General features: G+C 70.2%; 13 protein-coding genes and 2 tRNA genes. 5 read left to right on the top strand and 10 right to left on the bottom strand.

Annotated elements, in window-relative coordinates:
• Positions 1-114: 114 nt before the first annotated feature.
• From OG251_RS13770 to OG251_RS13760, 3 genes are all read right to left on the bottom strand, one after another.
• Positions 115-2052: a galactose oxidase-like domain-containing protein gene (locus OG251_RS13770; RefSeq protein ID WP_326677449.1), complete on the bottom strand. Its 1938-nt coding sequence runs from the start codon at positions 2050-2052 to the stop codon at positions 115-117.
• Positions 2049-3974, bottom strand: coding sequence for a glycosyltransferase family 2 protein (locus OG251_RS13765; RefSeq protein ID WP_326677448.1), 1926 nt, complete (start codon positions 3972-3974; stop codon positions 2049-2051). The genes OG251_RS13770 and OG251_RS13765 overlap by 4 nt, the downstream gene beginning before the upstream one ends.
• 564 nt (positions 3975-4538) lie before the next feature.
• Positions 4539-4612: transfer RNA gene (locus OG251_RS13760), tRNA-Lys, on the bottom strand.
• 185 nt (positions 4613-4797) lie between these two features.
• Here OG251_RS13760 and OG251_RS13755 point away from each other — a divergent pair.
• The 3 genes from OG251_RS13755 (at position 4798) to OG251_RS13745 (ending at position 8584) form a co-directional block, all read left to right on the top strand.
• Positions 4798-6093: a peptidoglycan-binding protein gene (locus OG251_RS13755; RefSeq protein WP_326677447.1), complete on the top strand. Its 1296-nt coding sequence runs from the start codon at positions 4798-4800 to the stop codon at positions 6091-6093.
• Between the two features lie 116 nt (positions 6094-6209).
• Positions 6210-7826: an SPFH domain-containing protein gene (locus OG251_RS13750; RefSeq protein WP_442818331.1), complete on the top strand. Its 1617-nt coding sequence runs from the start codon at positions 6210-6212 to the stop codon at positions 7824-7826.
• Positions 7827-7993: 167 nt separating this feature from the next.
• The gene (locus OG251_RS13745; protein ID WP_326677445.1) at positions 7994-8584 is read left to right on the top strand and encodes a lytic polysaccharide monooxygenase auxiliary activity family 9 protein; all 591 of its coding nucleotides are present in this window, start codon (positions 7994-7996) and stop codon (positions 8582-8584) included.
• 136 nt (positions 8585-8720) lie between these two features.
• Here the strand turns inward: OG251_RS13745 and OG251_RS13740 are convergent.
• The 7 genes from OG251_RS13740 to OG251_RS13710 form a co-directional block, all read right to left on the bottom strand.
• Positions 8721-8794 (bottom strand) — tRNA-Lys (locus OG251_RS13740).
• 95 nt (positions 8795-8889) lie between these two features.
• Complete coding sequence (locus OG251_RS13735; protein WP_326677444.1) at positions 8890-9648, bottom strand: IclR family transcriptional regulator; 759 nt, start codon at positions 9646-9648, stop codon at positions 8890-8892.
• A gap of 167 nt (positions 9649-9815) precedes the next feature.
• The gene (gene ehuA / locus OG251_RS13730; protein WP_442818330.1) at positions 9816-10691 is read right to left on the bottom strand and encodes an ectoine/hydroxyectoine ABC transporter ATP-binding protein EhuA; all 876 of its coding nucleotides are present in this window, start codon (positions 10689-10691) and stop codon (positions 9816-9818) included.
• Positions 10681-11322: an ectoine/hydroxyectoine ABC transporter permease subunit EhuD gene (gene ehuD / locus OG251_RS13725; protein WP_326677443.1), complete on the bottom strand. Its 642-nt coding sequence runs from the start codon at positions 11320-11322 to the stop codon at positions 10681-10683. The genes ehuA and ehuD overlap by 11 nt, the downstream gene beginning before the upstream one ends.
• Positions 11319-12050 (bottom strand): ectoine/hydroxyectoine ABC transporter permease subunit EhuC, encoded by a 732-nt coding sequence (ehuC, locus tag OG251_RS13720; protein WP_326677442.1) that lies wholly within the window; start codon positions 12048-12050, stop codon positions 11319-11321. Before ehuC ends, ehuD begins: the two co-directional genes overlap by 4 nt.
• Positions 12051-12066: 16 nt before the next feature.
• Entirely contained in the window at positions 12067-12969 is a 903-nt protein-coding gene (gene ehuB / locus OG251_RS13715; protein ID WP_326677441.1) for an ectoine/hydroxyectoine ABC transporter substrate-binding protein EhuB, read from the bottom strand.
• Between the two features lie 259 nt (positions 12970-13228).
• Positions 13229-14206: a D-2-hydroxyacid dehydrogenase gene (locus OG251_RS13710; RefSeq protein ID WP_326677440.1), complete on the bottom strand. Its 978-nt coding sequence runs from the start codon at positions 14204-14206 to the stop codon at positions 13229-13231.
• 202 nt (positions 14207-14408) lie between these two features.
• Between OG251_RS13710 and OG251_RS13705 the strand changes: the two genes are divergently transcribed.
• Entirely contained in the window at positions 14409-15173 is a 765-nt protein-coding gene (locus tag OG251_RS13705) for a maleate cis-trans isomerase family protein (RefSeq protein WP_326677439.1), read from the top strand.
• Between the two features lie 180 nt (positions 15174-15353).
• Positions 15354-16448 (top strand): LLM class flavin-dependent oxidoreductase, encoded by a 1095-nt coding sequence (locus tag OG251_RS13700; RefSeq protein WP_326677438.1) that lies wholly within the window; start codon positions 15354-15356, stop codon positions 16446-16448.
• The last annotated feature ends 31 nt before the right edge of the window (positions 16449-16479 follow it).

The following is a 16479-nucleotide window of genomic DNA, read 5'->3' as shown; positions in this document are numbered from 1 at the left end:
CCGCCACCCGAGCCCCGTGACGCGGGCGGCGGGCCCGTCCGGTGAGGTGAGGGCGAAGGCCGCGTCCGGCGGCCGTCGCCCTCGATCTCCGGCGGGCTCGGTCTCCGGCCGGGCTCACTCCGGTACCTCCACCCACGTCCCCTCGGACGGGGTGCCCTTGTCGTCGGTGACGAACAGCATGTACCAGCCCGACGGCACGAGCGCCCGGTTCCTGGGCACCTTCACCGTGATCCCGTCCGCCGACTTCTCCAGCTCCAGGGCCACCGACCGCTGGTCCGTGTCCGTGACATGGGTGACCGCGCCGGGCCGCATCAGCTTCGCCGAGGTGATCGACGACGCGTGCCGGGTGGTGAACAGCCCCTTGCCGCCGCGTGCGATGCTCGCCGGCCCGGCCGTCAGCTCCGGCCGCGAGTCGCGGTACAGATAGGGCGGGGTGTAGATCTCGATGCGCTGCTCGAACGTGCCGGGACGGGTGTTGGCCTTGTCCGAGTAGAGCGAGTCCGAGCCGAAGATCATGACCCGGCCGTCCGGCAGCAGCACCGAACCGGAGTGGTAGTTGCGCCCCACCGCCGGGTCCGCGACCCGCTCGTACGAGTCGGACTTCGCGTCGTACAGCCGGGCCTGGAGCACATCCGAACCGCCGCGCCCGCGGTAGTCGTTGGAGCCGCCGGTGACCAGCAGGGAGTCGTCGGGCAGCAGGGAGGCGCTGGGGTAGCGGGTGCCCTCGGCCAGGGACGCGCCGTCGGCGAACCGCGGCTTCTTCTGCCCGAGGTCGACCAGCCGGGACTTCTCGCTGGACTCCTCGGACTCGCCCACCCCGCCGCCGCCGATCACCATGAACTTCTCGTCCTGGGCCGGGGGCAGCCGTACGGTCGCCGAGGTCTCCAGCTTGTCCGGGTCGCTGAGCCCGGGGATCTTCGTGAACTCGTTGGTCGCCAGGTCCCAGACGCCGGGGGCGCGGCCGACGTCGGCCGGCCCGTATCCGGCGTTGGAGCCGGAGTAGAAGAGCTTGCCGTCGTTGAGGAGGAAAACCGCGGGGTAGGTGGGGAACTTCCGGACGATGCCGGTGTACTCCCACGTCTTCGTCTCCGGGTCGTAGACCTCGTCCTTGCCGGGCACGATCTGCCCGATCTCGTCCAGACCGGAGAGGGCGAGGACCTTGCCGTCCTTGAGCGTGGTCAGCGTCGGGTACCAGCGGGCCTCGTTCATCGGGTCGACGGTGATGTACTTCTCCGCGACCGGGTCGAACTCGAAGGCTTCCCTGATGCCCTGGAAGTCCTTCTTGTCCAGGGCGAGTTTCTGGGCGATCCCGTAGACGTTGCGGGTGTCGGAGCCGGACAGGCCCGCGATCCGGTAGTTGTCCTCGGTGCCCGTCTCGTACTTCGTACCGGACTTCTGGGCCTCGACGTAGATCCGGCCGAGACCGGGGTCGTTGCGCAGGAAGGCGCCGGTGTTCCTGTCGAAGACCTTGGTGGCCTTCTCGATCAGCACCGGGTCCTTGGAGACGAACGTCCTGCCGTTGTCCTTGCCGGTGAACCGGGTGCCCGCGGGCAGGGTGACCGGCTTGTCCGGGTCCTCGTTGTGGACGATCATCAGGCCGCCGGCCTTGGTGACGTCGCCCTTGAGCTTCTCGTACCGCTTGGTGCCGCCGGCTATGAGGAGCTTCCCGTCAGGCAGTTGGGTGTGACCGGAACAGAACATGTCCTTGGGCGTGGGTATGTTCTTGAAGGCGTTGGTCTTCGGGTCCCACAGCACCGAGCGGAAGCTCTTCGCGTCGAAGTTCTTCTGGTTGTTCCCGGAGCCCGCGACGAGCAGCACCTTGCCGGTGTGCAGCAGGGCCGCGTGGATCGTGTTGATCCGTAACTCGGACGGGATGTCCAGGAAGTCCCAGTGACCGTTGGCCGCCTTGTACTCCGGCTTGTTGATCGCGTACTCGTGATAGCGCTCGGTGCTGAAGCGGTACAGCCACGGCCCGTTCGCTCCCGCGAGCGCGAGAACCACCGCCGTACTGATCGCCATGCGGCGCGTACGGCGGCTCGGACGGTACTTCATTTCTTACGTCCCCCAAGGGCGATCTGCATGGTCTGGTCGTTGCCGGGGAAACCGGTCTGCGCCGGAACGGCCGGCTCCGGACGTGGGGCCGTCGGTCCGCCGCCGCGGTGCGATCCGCTCCGGCGCTTCTTCCTCTCGGCGCGGACCGTGTACCGCCAGCCGAAGATCGGGGCCGCGGTGATCAGCAGCGCCAGGGACGCCCAGGTCAGCATCGCGGGATGGCTGTGGCCGAGGAAGAACGAGGCGGTGATGGACCCGGCGAAGACCAGGATGAAGAACAGGTGGATACGGAAGGTGCCGAAGAGGGTGTCCGGGCTGGACGAGTCACCCTTGGGCGTCACCACGAACGAGCTCTTGCGGCGCAGTACCGCGTCCATCAGGGAACGGGCGTAGATCGGGGCGGAGAGCGCGGACATCACCATGCCGGCCAGTCCGCCGGAGCCCTCGGGCTCGTGCGGCGAGACGTTGTGGCGGCGGTTCCAGATGTACAGACCGATCTGGAGCGCGGACGCGTTGCCGTACAGCATCATCCAGATCGTCGGGTCGATCTGCACGCCGGAGGCACCCATGCCCAGGAACAGCGCGCAACTGAGCGCCGCGAGGATCCAGTTCATGGCCGACATCGGATAGAAGATGATCATCATCGTGTAGTTGAAGAGCTTGCCCGCCGGCATGGTGCCGAAGCCTCTCCAGAACTGCTTGAGGATCGTCTCGTACGTCCCGCGCGACCAGCGCAGCTGCTGGGTGAAGAAGTCCGTCCACGCGGTCGGGCCCTCGCCGACGGCCAGCACGTCCGGGGTGTAGACCGAGCGCCACTTGCGGCCGGTGACGGGGTTGCGGTGGCGGTGGATCTCGAATCCGGTGGCCATGTCCTCGGTGATCGAGTCGTACAGGCCGCCGATCTGCTTGAGAGTGGTGATCCGTACGGCGTTGCTCGTGCCCACGAACATCGGGGCGCCGTAGCGGTTGCCCGCGCGCTGGATCAGGGCGTGGAAGAGGAACTGCTGGGACTCGGCCGCCTTCGTGACGAACGTGTCGTAGTTCCCGTACACCTGCGGGCCGATGACGAAGCCGATGTCCGGGTCGCGGAAGTAGCCGAGCATCCGCTCCAGGTAGTTGGGCAGCGGTACGTGGTCGGTGTCGACGGAGGCGAAGAAGTCGTAGTCGCCGCCGTGCGCGTCGAGCCAGGCGTTGTAGTTGCCGTGCTTGGTCTTGGCGCGGTGCGGCCCCTTGGCCCGGTTCCAGTGCGCGACGCCCTTGCGGGAGAAGTGGTGCACACCGAGCCGGGCGCAGACCTCCTTGACCGCGGGGTCGTCGCCCTCGTCCAGCAGCCAGACGTGCATCAGTCCGCGGTGCCGGATGTGCACCGCCGCCTCCAGGGTCTTCGTCACCATCTCCAGGGGCTCCTTGCCCGGCACGAAGGAGGTGAGGAAGGCGACCCGGGTGCCGGACTCGGGAACGACCGGCACCGGGTCCCGGGCGACGAGCGTGGCGTGCGCGTTCGACAGGACGTTCATCGTGCGGAAGAGCTCGATCAGACCGATCGAGACCAGCATGACGATGTCGAGGATCAGCAGGGTGTCGTTCTTGAGGTTCGGGTCGCGGTCCGTCCAGTGACCCGGCTGCATCAGCCAGGCGAAGAGGCCGAGCGAGACGAGCGGAGCCGCGCCGAGCAGCAGCGCCGCCCGGAAACGGTGCGGCTCCTGGGAGAGCAGCGAGCGGTACCGCACGGTGTACGGCTTGACCGGATCGGGCTGGGTCAGTGGTCCCGCGAGCCGGCTGTAGTGCTCGTAGTCGTAACGCGGCAGCGGCTTCGTCGCGCGTCGCCGCTGCCCCCCGGCCCGCAGCTGCGGCGGTATCCGTAGCTGCGTGGTCCGGGAAGGGTCGTTGTCCTGTCGGTCGCCCGGCGGCGTCGACGTCATGGGTCATCCCCCCGCACGCATGCTGGTGCGTGATTGGTCGGTCACTTGGTGCACGGCGGGCGCCCCCTGTTCACCGCGCACACATCTGGTGGGCCGCCGTTCCCACATGGACATGGAAACGCGGCCTTCCGGTTGCATGATGCCCTCTCGGTATCCGTACCTGAGCGGAACCTCCGTCCCGTGGCACCCACAACCGGAATGTCACGCTCTGCTGTCCCAACTGCCAGGAACAGCAGCTCCCTTGAAGCGCTGCGGATGCCCTCCTCGCGGCTCCCCCCGAAGCCGACGGCACCCAGACAGGGTGGCCGACCCCGGGCGCGATCGCAAGGGTGAAACAAGCTGTTTGTCGTTCATATGCGCGATTTGGGTAGCCCTTGTGGAGGGGGTGTGTGGAGGTGTTCATGAGCGCACCGCAACCGTCCGGTTACTGCCCGGTGACGGTCCGAATCCTGTGAGGGGGCTGTGCGTGCCGGGCGTGTGCCGCGCTTCCCGGGTGGGTCGACCGTGAGCGACCGGAAACGGCCGAAGCCCCCTCACGCTCGGTGAGGGGGCTTCGACTGTGCGTGCGCCGTCAGGGACTCGAACCCCGGACCCGCTGATTAAGAGTCAGCTGCTCTAACCAACTGAGCTAACGGCGCCTGCTGACCTGGAGAACTCTACCCGACCTCGAAGCGTGCTCCGAACCATTTCCCGGCCGCCACGCCCTGTCGGATGGTCGTTTTTTCTCATTGGTCCGTCAAAATGCGATATGTCAGGAGAGTTGAGACACTGACGCCCGTTGCAGATGCGCCCAAAGATCTTGACGAGTGCGGAGGGGAATCGCATGACTGTGCCGGTCTTCGAGGAGTACGAACCCACCATCGACTGCGTCTGTGCGGGGTGTGCCCTGCAGCGGCGCACCGCCGCCAGGGCCCTGCCGGTGCGGCACGGCGGCCACCCGGCCGCGCACGGCGCGCGCCGTGCGCTGGTCCTGGTCACGGCCGCCGGGGTGTGCCTGTCCGGCGGGGCCGTCGAGGCGGCGGTCGCGGCCGACCACGCCGGCGGAGCCGCCCGGACGGACGAGCGGGCCGATCCCGAACCGGCCACCCCGCAGGGCGAGACGGGACCACTCGTCGGTTCCGGGGCGTCCGGGCCACCGTCCTCGACGTCGGGCCTGCGCAGGACCACCCGGGCCGACATCATCAACCGGGCCAAGAAGTGGGTGTCCGCGAAGGTTCCGTACAGCATGGCGAAGTACTGGTCGGACGGGTACCGCCAGGACTGCTCCGGCTTCGTGTCGATGGCCTGGAACCTCGGCGGCAACGAATGGACCGGGAGTCTCGCGGCCTACGGGACCCGGATCTCCCGCTCGGAGCTCCAGCCCGGGGACATGCTGCTCTTCCACAACCCGGCCGACCCGTCCAAGGGCTCCCACGTCACGATCTTCGGCGGCTGGACCGACCACACCCACAGCCACTACATCGCCTACGAGCAGGCGCGCCCGAACACGCGCAAGCAGTCGACCCCCATGGCGTACTGGAACAACTCATCCAAATACGTGGCCTACCGGTACAAGGGGCTCACCGGAGGGACGAGCGGCAGCGGATCGTCCACGAGCTTCCCCGGCGCCGGGAAATTCGGCCCCGGCGTCAGCAGCAAGTACGTCACCCAGCTCGGGAAGATGCTGATCGAGCGGGGCGGGAAGCGCTTCTACAAGGTGGGGCCGGGGGCCGCCTGGGGCGACGCGGACAAGCGGGCGACCCAGGCGTTCCAGAAGGCCCAGGGCTGGAAGGGCAAGGAGGCGGACGGCCTCCCCGGCCCGCACACCTGGCGCCTCCTGGTGAACGGCACCGGGCGCAACATCCCCGCCGCCACGGGTGCGGGCGGCAGCGCGAATACGGCCGTCCCGTTCCCCGGACGCGCCTATTTCCAGCCGGGTCGGTCCAGCAGCCATGTCGACAGGCTCGGCAAACAGTTGGTGAAGAAGGGCTACGGCAAGCACTACGTGTCGGGACCGGGGCCGGGCTGGGGCGAGGCGGACCGCCGCAACGTCGAGGCGTTCCAGCGGGCGCAGGGCTGGCGCGGCGGCGCGGCCGACGGCTACCCCGGGCCGGAGACCTGGCGCCGGCTCTTCGCGTGACGGATCCCTTCGCGTGATGGATCGGACATGACGGAACGGACATGACGGAGGCGGGAATGCGACCCACGGTGTCGGACAGCTCCGGGCCCCCGGAGAACGGAAAGGAACGGGAACCGGTGAACGCAGACGAGAACCACCCGCGGCCAGCCCGCCCCTCCGGGCAGCCGGAACGGTCCGGGCAGCCCCGGCCCGCGCCGCGGGGCCCGGGGGCGGCTCCCTCCCCGGCGGGCTCGGCGCTCCCCTGGCCCACCGAGGGCCAGGCGTCCCCGACGTCCCCCGCCCGCACCGACGGCTCCGACACCGCCCGCACCGCCCCCGACGCCGACGGCCCCGGTCTGGATCTCGTGCTGGACCTCGCCCCCGGAGGGTCCGTCGCCGCCGGAGGTGCCGTCGTCCGGGGAGGCGCCGTCGTGCCCGGGGCGGCGACGGCGCCCGGAAGGGCTGTCGCGTCCGCCCTCGGGGCGGTGTCGGCCACGGTCTCCGTACCGGTACGGGGTGCTGACGGTCCGTTCGGCCGCGGCGGCGGGGGGCCGGACACCGGGATCACCCCCGTGACCCTGCCCGCCGCCGCCGGCGACTCCCGCCGGGAGGCGGGCCGCCGGCACTCGGTCATCGCCAACGAGACCACCGCCTCCATCCCCGTGCACCTGCTCTTCCGCGACGAGCGGGAGGACACCGGCGCCGCCACGCTCCCGGCGGCGGTGGCGGGGCGCCCGTCCCACGCGGAGCGGACCCCCGGTGTGCGGCGTCCGCCCGAGCCGCGTGCGCCCCGGGCCCCGGCGCACGCGCGGGCCCAGGTGCAGGCGCCGACCCGGCCCTCCCCGCTCGGCGACCCGCGGCTCGCCGAGCGGCCCGGCCCGGTACTGCCCGGCTGGGCCGCGCTGCTCACCGGGGCCGCCGGGCTCGCGGCCGGCCTCGCCACCCTGTGGTGGGTGGGGGCGCTGCCCGCCGCCGCGCTCGCCCGGCTCGGCCTCGGCTCCCGCCCGTACCACGGCATCGGCATCGGAGCCTGGGCGGTGCTCGCCCTCCTGGTGACCGTGGTGCTCTTCGCGCTCGGCGGTCTCGGCCGCGGACGGGTCGGGTACGCCTGGGTGCTGACCCTCTTCGGCGACTACCGGGGGAGCGTCCGGCGCACCGGCCTGCTCTGGGTCTCCCCGCTGCTGCTGCGCCGCCGCGTCGACGTACGGCTGCGGCACTGGCGCAGTGAGTCGCTGCGCGCCGTGGACGCGAACGGTACGGCGCTGCGCGTCGTCGTCCTGGTCGTCTGGCGGATCAAGGACACCGTGCGGGCCGCCCTCGGGGTCGCCGACCACGAGGAGTATCTGCGCGAGCAGGTCGAGGCCGCCATGGCCCGGGTCCTCTCGCAGCTGCCCGCCGACGCGTTCCACGAGGACGCCCCGACCCTGCGCGACGCGGAGGCGGTGGGCGACGCGCTGACCCGGATGCTGAAGGCGGACTGCGAGCCCGTGGGCATCGAGGTCTACTCCGCGCAGCCGACCGGGATCGAGTACGCCCCCGAGGTCGCGGCGGCGATGCAGCGGCGCCGGGTGGCCGCGATCGACGCGAAGCACCGCGACAGTGTGCTGACTTCGGTCGTGGACGCGGTCGACGACACGGTCAACCGGCTGACCTCACGGGGCATCGTGGAGCTCGACGACTACGAACGGAAGGCGCTGGTCAAGGATCTGACGGTGGCTTTCTACACCGGCCGCAGCGGTGGGGACGGGGCCTGAGGGGCTCAGGACACCGTCGGGGCGGCGATTCGGAATCCGACGCTCATTGGTCTGGACATGTTCACGTCGCGTCAATAATCTAGACCTTGGTCTAGACCGCACGACACGCGCGCAGCAGTCGAGCAGTGCTCATGGAACATCCCCCACGTTCTTGAGGAGCGACAGCAATGCGGAAAAGGGCAAGCGCGGCCGTGGTCGGCCTGGCGATCGCGGGTGCTTCGGTGCTCGCTACCAGCAGCGCCAGCAGCCACGGCTATACGGATTCCCCCATCAGCCGTCAGAAGCTCTGTGCCAACGGCACGGTCACCGGCTGCGGCAACATCCAGTGGGAGCCGCAGAGCGTCGAGGGGCCCAAGGGCTTCCCGGCGGCGGGTCCCGCTGACGGCAAGATCTGTTCGGGTGGCAACGGGACCTTCTCCCAGCTGGACGACCCGCGCGGCGGCAACTGGCCCGCCACCCAGGTCACCGGCGGGCAGGGTTACAGCTTCCGCTGGCAGTTCACCGCCCGTCACTCGACGAGCGACTTCCGTTACTACATCACCAAGGACGGCTGGGACTCCACGAAGCCCCTCACCCGGGCCGCCCTGGAATCGCAGCCGTTCATGACCGTGCCGTACGGGAATCAGCAGCCTCCGGCGACGCTGACCCACCAGGGCACGATCCCCACCCAGAAGACCGGCAAGCACATCATCCTCGCCGTCTGGAACGTCGCGGACACCACCAACGCGTTCTACGCCTGCTCGGACGTCAAGTTCTGACGCCTGACCGGTTACTGTGCGGGGCCGTGAGGGGTGCCCACGCTGCCGCGCGGGCGGCACTCCTGATGGACCTGCCGACCACGAAAAACACACTGGGTGCTCCCCGTGATACGGAGAGCACCCAGTGTGGTGTCTGTGCGCCGTCAGGGACTCGAACCCCGGACCCGCTGATTAAGAGTCAGCTGCTCTAACCAACTGAGCTAACGGCGCCTGCTGACTCGAAAATAATACCTGGTCTCCAGGGGTGCTGATGACACGCGCCCGCCGGGCCCGCGGAGCCGCCGCCCCGCCGTGTGCGGAGTCGCCTACAGCGCCATCGACAGCAGCACCGGTGCCGCCCGCCGGTTCAGTGTCTCCGCCGCCGACCGCAGCCGGTGGGCGTCCTCGACCGGCAGGGACAGCGCCAGACAGCCCGCCGCCGACCCGGCCGTCAGCGGTACCGCCGCGCAGACCGTGCCCACGGCGTACTCCTGGAGGTCCAGCACCGGGACCGTCGCCGGCTGGGCGTCCAGCTTGGAGAAGAGGACCTTCTCGTTGGTGATCGTCCGCGAGGTGAGCCGGGGCGTCCGGTGCCGGGAGATGTGGTCGCGGCGGCCGTTCTGGTCGAGCTGGGCCAGCAGGCATTTGCCGACCGCGCTGGCGTGCGCCGAGGAGCGGAAGTCCACCCACTCGTTGACCGCGGGAGTCAGGGGACCGTCGGCCACCTGGGTGACCCGGATCTCCCCGTCGACGTACCTGCTGAAGTAGACCGCCGCGCCGACCGAGTCGCGCAGCTGCATCAGGGTCTCCTGGAGCTTGGTCTCCAGTGCCTGGCGGCGGGCCGCCCCGGAGCCGAGCAGCAGCAGCGCGGCGCCGACGGCATAGGCGCCGTCGGCGATCTGCTCGACGTACCCCTCGCGGCGCAGGGTCAGGAGCAGCGAGGCGAGGTGCCCGGCGGGCAGTCCCGTCTCGCGGGAGATCTGGGCGTCGGTCACACCGTCGCCGTGCTTGGAGACCGTTTCGAGCACGCGCAGGGCGTACTGCACCGAGTGGAACGGTGCGGTCGGCTCGGGCTTCAACGCCACGGTTTCCCCCTACCAGGTTGTGACCGCAAGCTTTCGCCCCACGATAGCGGCCAAGAAGCCCTTGATGGGCGGCCGTTGACGAGTTCGCGGATGCGCCCCGGCGCTGTCAGCTGGGGCGCACCCGTATGGCATATGCCAGAGTCACGATCGGCACCTCAATGGCGAGGTCACAGGACCGCGTTGAGGAACTCGCGCGTACGTTCGTGCTCCGGGGCGGTGAAGATTTTTTCCGGCGAACCGGCCTCCACCACCCGGCCCGCGTCGAACATCAGCACCTTCTTGGAGACGTCCCGGGCGAAATTCATCTCGTGGGTCACACAGACCATGGTGATGTCGGTGTTCCTGGCGATGTCGCCCAGCAGCTCCAGCACCCCGGCCACCAGCTCCGGGTCGAGCGCCGAGGTCACCTCGTCGAGCAGCAGGATCTCCGGCTCCATCGCGAGCGCCCGCGCGATGGCCACCCGCTGCTGCTGCCCGCCGGAGAGCTGGGAGGGGTGCGCGTCGGTCTTCCCGGACAGCCCGACCAGGTCGAGCAGCTCGCGGGCGCGGGCCTCCGCCTCGTCGCGGTCCTTGCCCAGCACGCTGATGGGCGCCTCGGTGATGTTCTGGAGCACCTTCATGTTGGGGAAGAGGTTGAACTGCTGGAAGACCATCCCGATCTTCTTGCGGGACTCGCGCAGCTGCTTCTCACCGGCCGGGCGCAGCGAACCGTCCGGGGCGCGGACATGGGACAGCGGGGAGCCGTCCACCCAGATCACCCCGTCGCTGACCTTCTCCAGCGTCATCAGCAGCCGCAGGATCGTCGTCTTGCCGGAGCCGCTGGGGCCGATCAGGGTGACGTGCTCGCCGCGCTCCACGGTGAAGTCCAGCCGGTCCAGCACCACATGGTCGCCGTACCGCTTCACCACGTTGTCGAAGCGGACCAGCGGACGGGCGGTGTCCGGGATCACCGGGGCGGTGTCCTCGGGGGCCGCGGCCGTGGTCTTCCGTACGGGGAGAGGGCCGAGGGGGAGCGGTTCGGTGGGCAGGGGTTCAGTGGCCAAGGCGCTTCTCCAGCTTTCTCATCAACAGCGACGTGGGGTAGCTCGCGACCAGGAAGACCAGGCCCGCGAGCGTGAACGCCTCGGTGTACGCGAAGTGGTCGGCCCCGTACTTCCGGGCCTCGAAGACCATTTCCTGCACCATGATCACGGCGAGGAACGGGGTCTCCTTGAACATCGAGATCGCGTAGTTGCCGAGGGCCGGCAGCACATTGCGCACCGCCTGCGGCAGGATCACGGCCTGCCAGGTCCGCCGCGGCGACAGCGACAGCGCCCGGCACGCCTCCCACTGGCCCTCGGGCACGCCGTCGATCCCGGCCCGGTACACCTCGGAGGTGTACGCGGCGTAGTGGACGCCCAGCACCGCGATCCCGATGGTCAGCGGCTCCACCGAGGTGAACAGGGCGGCGGCCCCCACCAGTTGGACGAGCAGCGGGGTGGAGCGGACGAACTCCATGACGACCCGTACCGGGACCGTCACGAACCTGCTCGGGGCCCGTCCGGCCACCGCGACGGCCAGTCCCAGGACCGCCGCGACGAGGGTGCCGAGCACGGTCGCGAGCAGGGTGACCTCAAAACCTTCGAGCACCAGGGGAAGGACGTCCATGGCGGCGTTCCAGTCGAAGCCGTTCACCGGGCACCTCCGACGGCGGTGGTGGTCGCGCTGCGGCTCTTGAGCAGGCTGTCCGCGCCTGTCCGGAGCCCGAGCCGCCGCTTGGCGGTCCGCTCCAGCAGGTTCATCAGCAGGGTCAGCGCGTAGGCCAAGACGAAGTAGGCGGCCAGCAGGGTCAGATACGCGGTAAGGGTCTCACCGGTGCGGTCGCGCAGCTGCTGGATCACGGTCATCAGGTCGGCCGCGGAGATCAGCCACAGCAGCGGGGTGCACTTCAGCAGCTGGATCAGCAGATTGGTGAAGGACGGGATCATCTGCACCCACGCCTGCGGCAGGATCACCTTCCGCATCCGCCGGGCCGGGCTGAGGTTGAGCGCGAGGGCCGCCTCGTACTGCCCGCGCGGTACGGAGTTGATGGCGCCGCGCACGATCTCGGAGCCGTAGGCCCCGTAGTTGAGGCCGAAGGCGACGACCCCGCAGAGCAGTGGCGTCAGCTCGTACCCGGTCAGCGGCGGCATCGCGTAGTAGAGCCAGAACAGCTGGATGTAGAGGGAGGTGCCGCGGAAGAACTCCACGACGACGCGGGAGGTGCCGCGCACCAGGAGGAGCCGGCTGCCCGCCATCAGACCGAGGAGGAAGGACAGGGCGAGAGCCAGCAGGGAGCCCAGCACGGTGGCCTGGAGGGTCACCCACAGACCCGCGCGGACCTGCGGGAACTCATCGACGAGAGTGGAGAAGAAGTCACTCATGCAGTGGTCCGCCCCGTCAGCCCTTGCACAGATCCGCGGTCTTCAGCGTGGCCGGCGGGATCTCGGTCGCCCCGAAGCCGTACTCCTGGAGGAGGCTCACATAGCGGGACCTGTCCGCGACGATCTTCTTCAGCTCGCGGTTGAAGGCGTCCCGCAGATCCTCGTTGCCCTGGCGGAACACCGCGCCGCCCGGTGAGAACTGCTGCTTGCCGTCCAGCTCCGGGACGAACGCCTCGGTGACCTCGGTGGCGGGGTTGGTCTTCGCCAGCCAGCGCAGCGAGATGCCGGTCAGCAGGAAGGCGTCGATCCGGCCGCCCTTGACGGCGTCCGCGCCGTCCTGCGGCTTCTGGAGCGACTTGATCTTGCTCTCGGCGATGCCCGCACCCTTGGCGTACGAGCCCTCGACCGCACCCGACATCACCCCGACGGTGATCCCGGCGGCCTTCGCGGAGGCCAGATCGGTGATCTTCCTCGGGTTGCCCTTCTTGACCATCAGGGCGGTCGGGGAGATGAACTCCGGTTCGGAGAAAAGGGCGTTCGCGCAGCGCTCCGGGGTGATCGCCATGCCCGCGCTCACCACGTCGTACTTCCCCGCCTGGAGCCCGGGTATCAGTCCGTCCCACTCCGAGAGGGTCGGCTTCAGCTCGTCGACGCCGAGCGCCTTGAAGATCTCCCGGTGCAGGGTGGGCGCCTCGCCCTTGAGCTCCTTGCCCTCCAGATAGCCGTACGGGGCCTCATTGGCGTACGCGACCCGGACGAAGCCCTGCTTGCGGAGCTTGTCGAGCGCGCCCTCGCCGTCCGTGGCCCCGGCGTCCGTCTTGCTGCACGCGGCCAGCAGACCCGGCACGACGAGCAGTCCGCCCACGGCCGCCGATCGATGGAGAAAGCCCCGGCGGGAAAGGTTCGGGAAGTCAGCCATGGTTCGCAATCTCCTGGAGGGCTCGGACAGTCCGGACAGGGTGAACGCCTGCCCGATCCCGTACGTCTATGCAGGAAGAGGTCGCATGTAACCGAAAAGCGGCCGGAGGGTGACCTTCCCGTGCCCTGTTGGGGGCGGAGGGCGACGAGGGGTGTGCGGGGCGTATCCCCCGGAGCGGCACGGTTCATGACTGACCGTCATCGGAGGCGGTCCGCCCGGTCGGCCGGTCCGCCCGGTTCGTCCCGTGTCGTCGTCCTCGTCAGGTGCGGGGCGCGTCGCCCTGGTTCAGGTCGGGGGAGGGGACGTAGCCACGCCTCTTGTCCACCACGTTCGGCAACGGCTGCCCGTCCGCCCACAGTTCGTACATCCGCACGAACTGCTCACCCAGCCGGTCCCGCCAGCCGACCGTGTCCCCGCTCATGTGCGGCGAGATCAGCAGCCCCGGCACGTCCCACAACGGACTGTCCGGCCCCAGTGGCTCCTCCTGGAAGACATCCAGCGCCGCACCCGCGATCCACCGCTTGCGCAGCGCGTCCGTCAGCTCACCCTCGACGACCATCGGACCGCGCCCGACGTTGATGAACCGTGCCGACGGCTGCATCAGCCCGAAGAAGCGCGCGCCGAACATCCCGCGCGTCGACTCCGTCAGCGGTGCCGCGCAGATCACCCAGTCCGCACGGGCGGTCAGCCGGTCCAGGTCCTCCGGGCCGTGGATCGTCCGCCGCGCCGTACGCCCCACCAGCGCGACCCGCACACCGAGACCGTGCAGCAGCTTCGTGATCTCCCGCCCGATCGGCCCGGCGCCCACGACGACCGCCCGTGATCCGGAGATCTGCTGCCCCTCCCGGTGGTGCCAGTGTCGCTGCCGCTGGAGATCCAGGGTGCCGGGGAGGTCCTTGGCGAAGGCGAGCACCAGCCCCGCCACGTACTCGGCGATCGGACGCTCGAAGATGCCCCGCGCATTGGTGACCACGGTGTCGGACGCGGCCAGTTCAGGGCAGAGCAGCCGGTCCACACCCGCGCTCGCCGTATGCACCCAGCGGGGCCGCGGTCCCTCGCCCGGCCAGGCGGCACGGACGGCGTCGGAGGTGAAGTCCCAGACCAGCAGCACATCGGCGAGGGGGAGCTGCGCGGCCAGGCTCCGCTCGTCCGCGTACCGGACGCCGACCCGGCCGGTCAGCCGGCCGAGGCGCGGGGGCGGGTCGGAGTCGAGAACGAGGAGCACGGGCTCTGGCATCAGTGGGCAGCCGCTTCGCAACGTCTGAGATGTGCGGATTGACCACGCTCGCATCCGAACCTGCCGCCGTCAACAGGGCCTACCGGGTTCGCCCTGGTCAGACCCGGTACGGCCGCCCCGATGACGCACCGGGGGAATACTGGGAAGAGGCCGGGGCACCCGTGACCGGTCACGCGTTCCGGGACGAAAAGGAAGGGTGGACATGACGACCGTAGGACTTCTCTACCCGGGCCACTCGGCCGAGGGCGACTTCCAGCGCATCGAGATCATGCTCGACAGCGACATCAGACTGCCGCTGTTCCACACCGACACCGGCGAGGACACCCGGCGTGTCGACCGCCTGCGGGACATGGGCGCACCGGGCCGGCTCGACGCCGGGGTGGAGGAGCTGCGCCTGGCGGGTGCCGAAGCGCTTGTCTGGGCCTGCGCCGAGGGAAGCTTCGTGTACGGCTGGGAGGGCGCCCACGAACAGACCGCCGCCCTCGCCCGCGCCGCGGGTCTGCCCGCCTCCAGCACCTCCTTCGGCTTCGTCCACGCGGTACGGGAGCTGGGCGCCGGACGGGTCGCGGTGGCCGCGACCTACCCCGAGGACATCGCCGGGCTCTTCACCGGCTTCCTGAAGGCCGGCGGCGTCGACGTGGTCGCCGGTCCGGGCGGCGGCATCCCGGCCGCCGACGGGCCCGGCGGCGAGGACGCGGAACTGGTGAAGCGGTTGGCCGTCGCCGGGGACCACCCGGACGCGGAGGTGGTGCTGTTCCCGGACACGGCCCTGCACACCGCCGCGTACATTCCCGAGCTGGAGGAACTCCTCGGCAAACCGGTCCTCACGGCGAGCCAGGTGGCGGTCTGGGAAGGGCTGCGGCTGGCGGACCGCCGGGCCTGGTCCCCCGAGCTCGGCACACTCTTCGCCACCCGCGTACCCCCGCCGGGGACATGGGACCAGAAGGGAATCGAGGTCCGGGAGTAGGACGCCGTTTCCCGGCCGGCCCCGTATCCCGGCCCTGTCCGCAGGCCCCGCCCGCCGGCCCGTCCCCAGGTCCGGGCGCCGGGCCGAGGGGCGGCGGCGCCGTCCCCGAGGAATAAGCGGAGCCATCCTCCTGTTGCATTCTTCCGCAGACACATCAGCACCACCGGGAGAGGCCGACACGTGGACGAGATCCGAGGCGACGAGATTCGCGGCACCGCAGGCGGAACGGCCTCCGTGCCCCTGTCCGTGCTCGACCTGGTGACCGTGGGGCAGGGCCGCACCGCGACCCAGGCCCTGCGCACCAGCGTGGAGATCGCCAAGCTGACCGAGCGCCGCGGCTTCCACCGCTTCTGGGTCGCCGAGCACCACTCCATGCCGGGCGTCGCCTCGTCGTCCCCGGCCGTGATCCTGGCGCACCTCGCCGCCCACACCGAGCGCATCCGGCTCGGCTCCGGCGGCGTGATGCTGCCCAATCACGCCCCGCTCGTCATCGCCGAACAGTTCGGCACGCTGGAGGCCATGGCCCCCGGCCGCGTCGACCTGGGCCTGGGTCGCGCCCCCGGCACGGACGGCGCGACCGCCGCCGCGCTGCGCCGCACCGAGCGGCTCGGCGAGGGCGCCGACGACTTCCCGCAGCAGCTCGCCGAGCTGATCAGGTTCCTCGACGACGACTTCCCCGACGGTCACCCGTACGCCCGGATCCACGCCGTGCCCGGCCCGGTCCAGGCCACCGCGCCCGGCGGGGTGCAGTCCGCCGGGCGCCCGCCCGTGTGGCTGCTGGGCTCCTCCGGCTTCAGTGCCCGGCTGGCCGGTGTCCTCGGGCTGCCGTTCGCCTTCGCCCACCACTTCTCGGCCCAGAACACCGTGCCCGCCCTGGACCTCTACCGGGAGTCCTTCAAGCCGTCCGCCGTGCTCGACGCCCCGTACGCCCTCATCGGTGTCTCGGCGCTGGCCGCCGACGACGAGCGCGAGGCCCGCCGCCAGGTGCTCACCGGCGCCCTGTCGATGGTGCGGCTGCGCACCGGCCGGCCGGGCCTCATCCCGAGCCCCGAGGAGGCCGAGGCGTACTCCTTCAGCCCCATGGAGCGGGAGTTCGTCGACAGCTGGCTCTCCAACGTCATCCACGGCACCGCGGACGAGGTCCGCACCGGCCTGGACGACCTGGCCAAGCGCACCGGCGCCGACGAGCTGATGATCACCGCCAACGCCCACGGCGGAGACGCCCGGCTGCGCAGCTACGACCTGATCGCGGACGCGTACGGGCTGCCCGCCTGATCCTGGACGCAGACGCAGACGCAGACGCAGA

Origin of the sequence: Streptomyces sp. NBC_01237 (assembly GCF_035917275.1) — a bacterium.
Taxonomy (GTDB): Bacteria; Actinomycetota; Actinomycetes; order Streptomycetales; family Streptomycetaceae; genus Streptomyces.
This window is presented reverse-complemented; position numbering and strand designations above follow the sequence as displayed.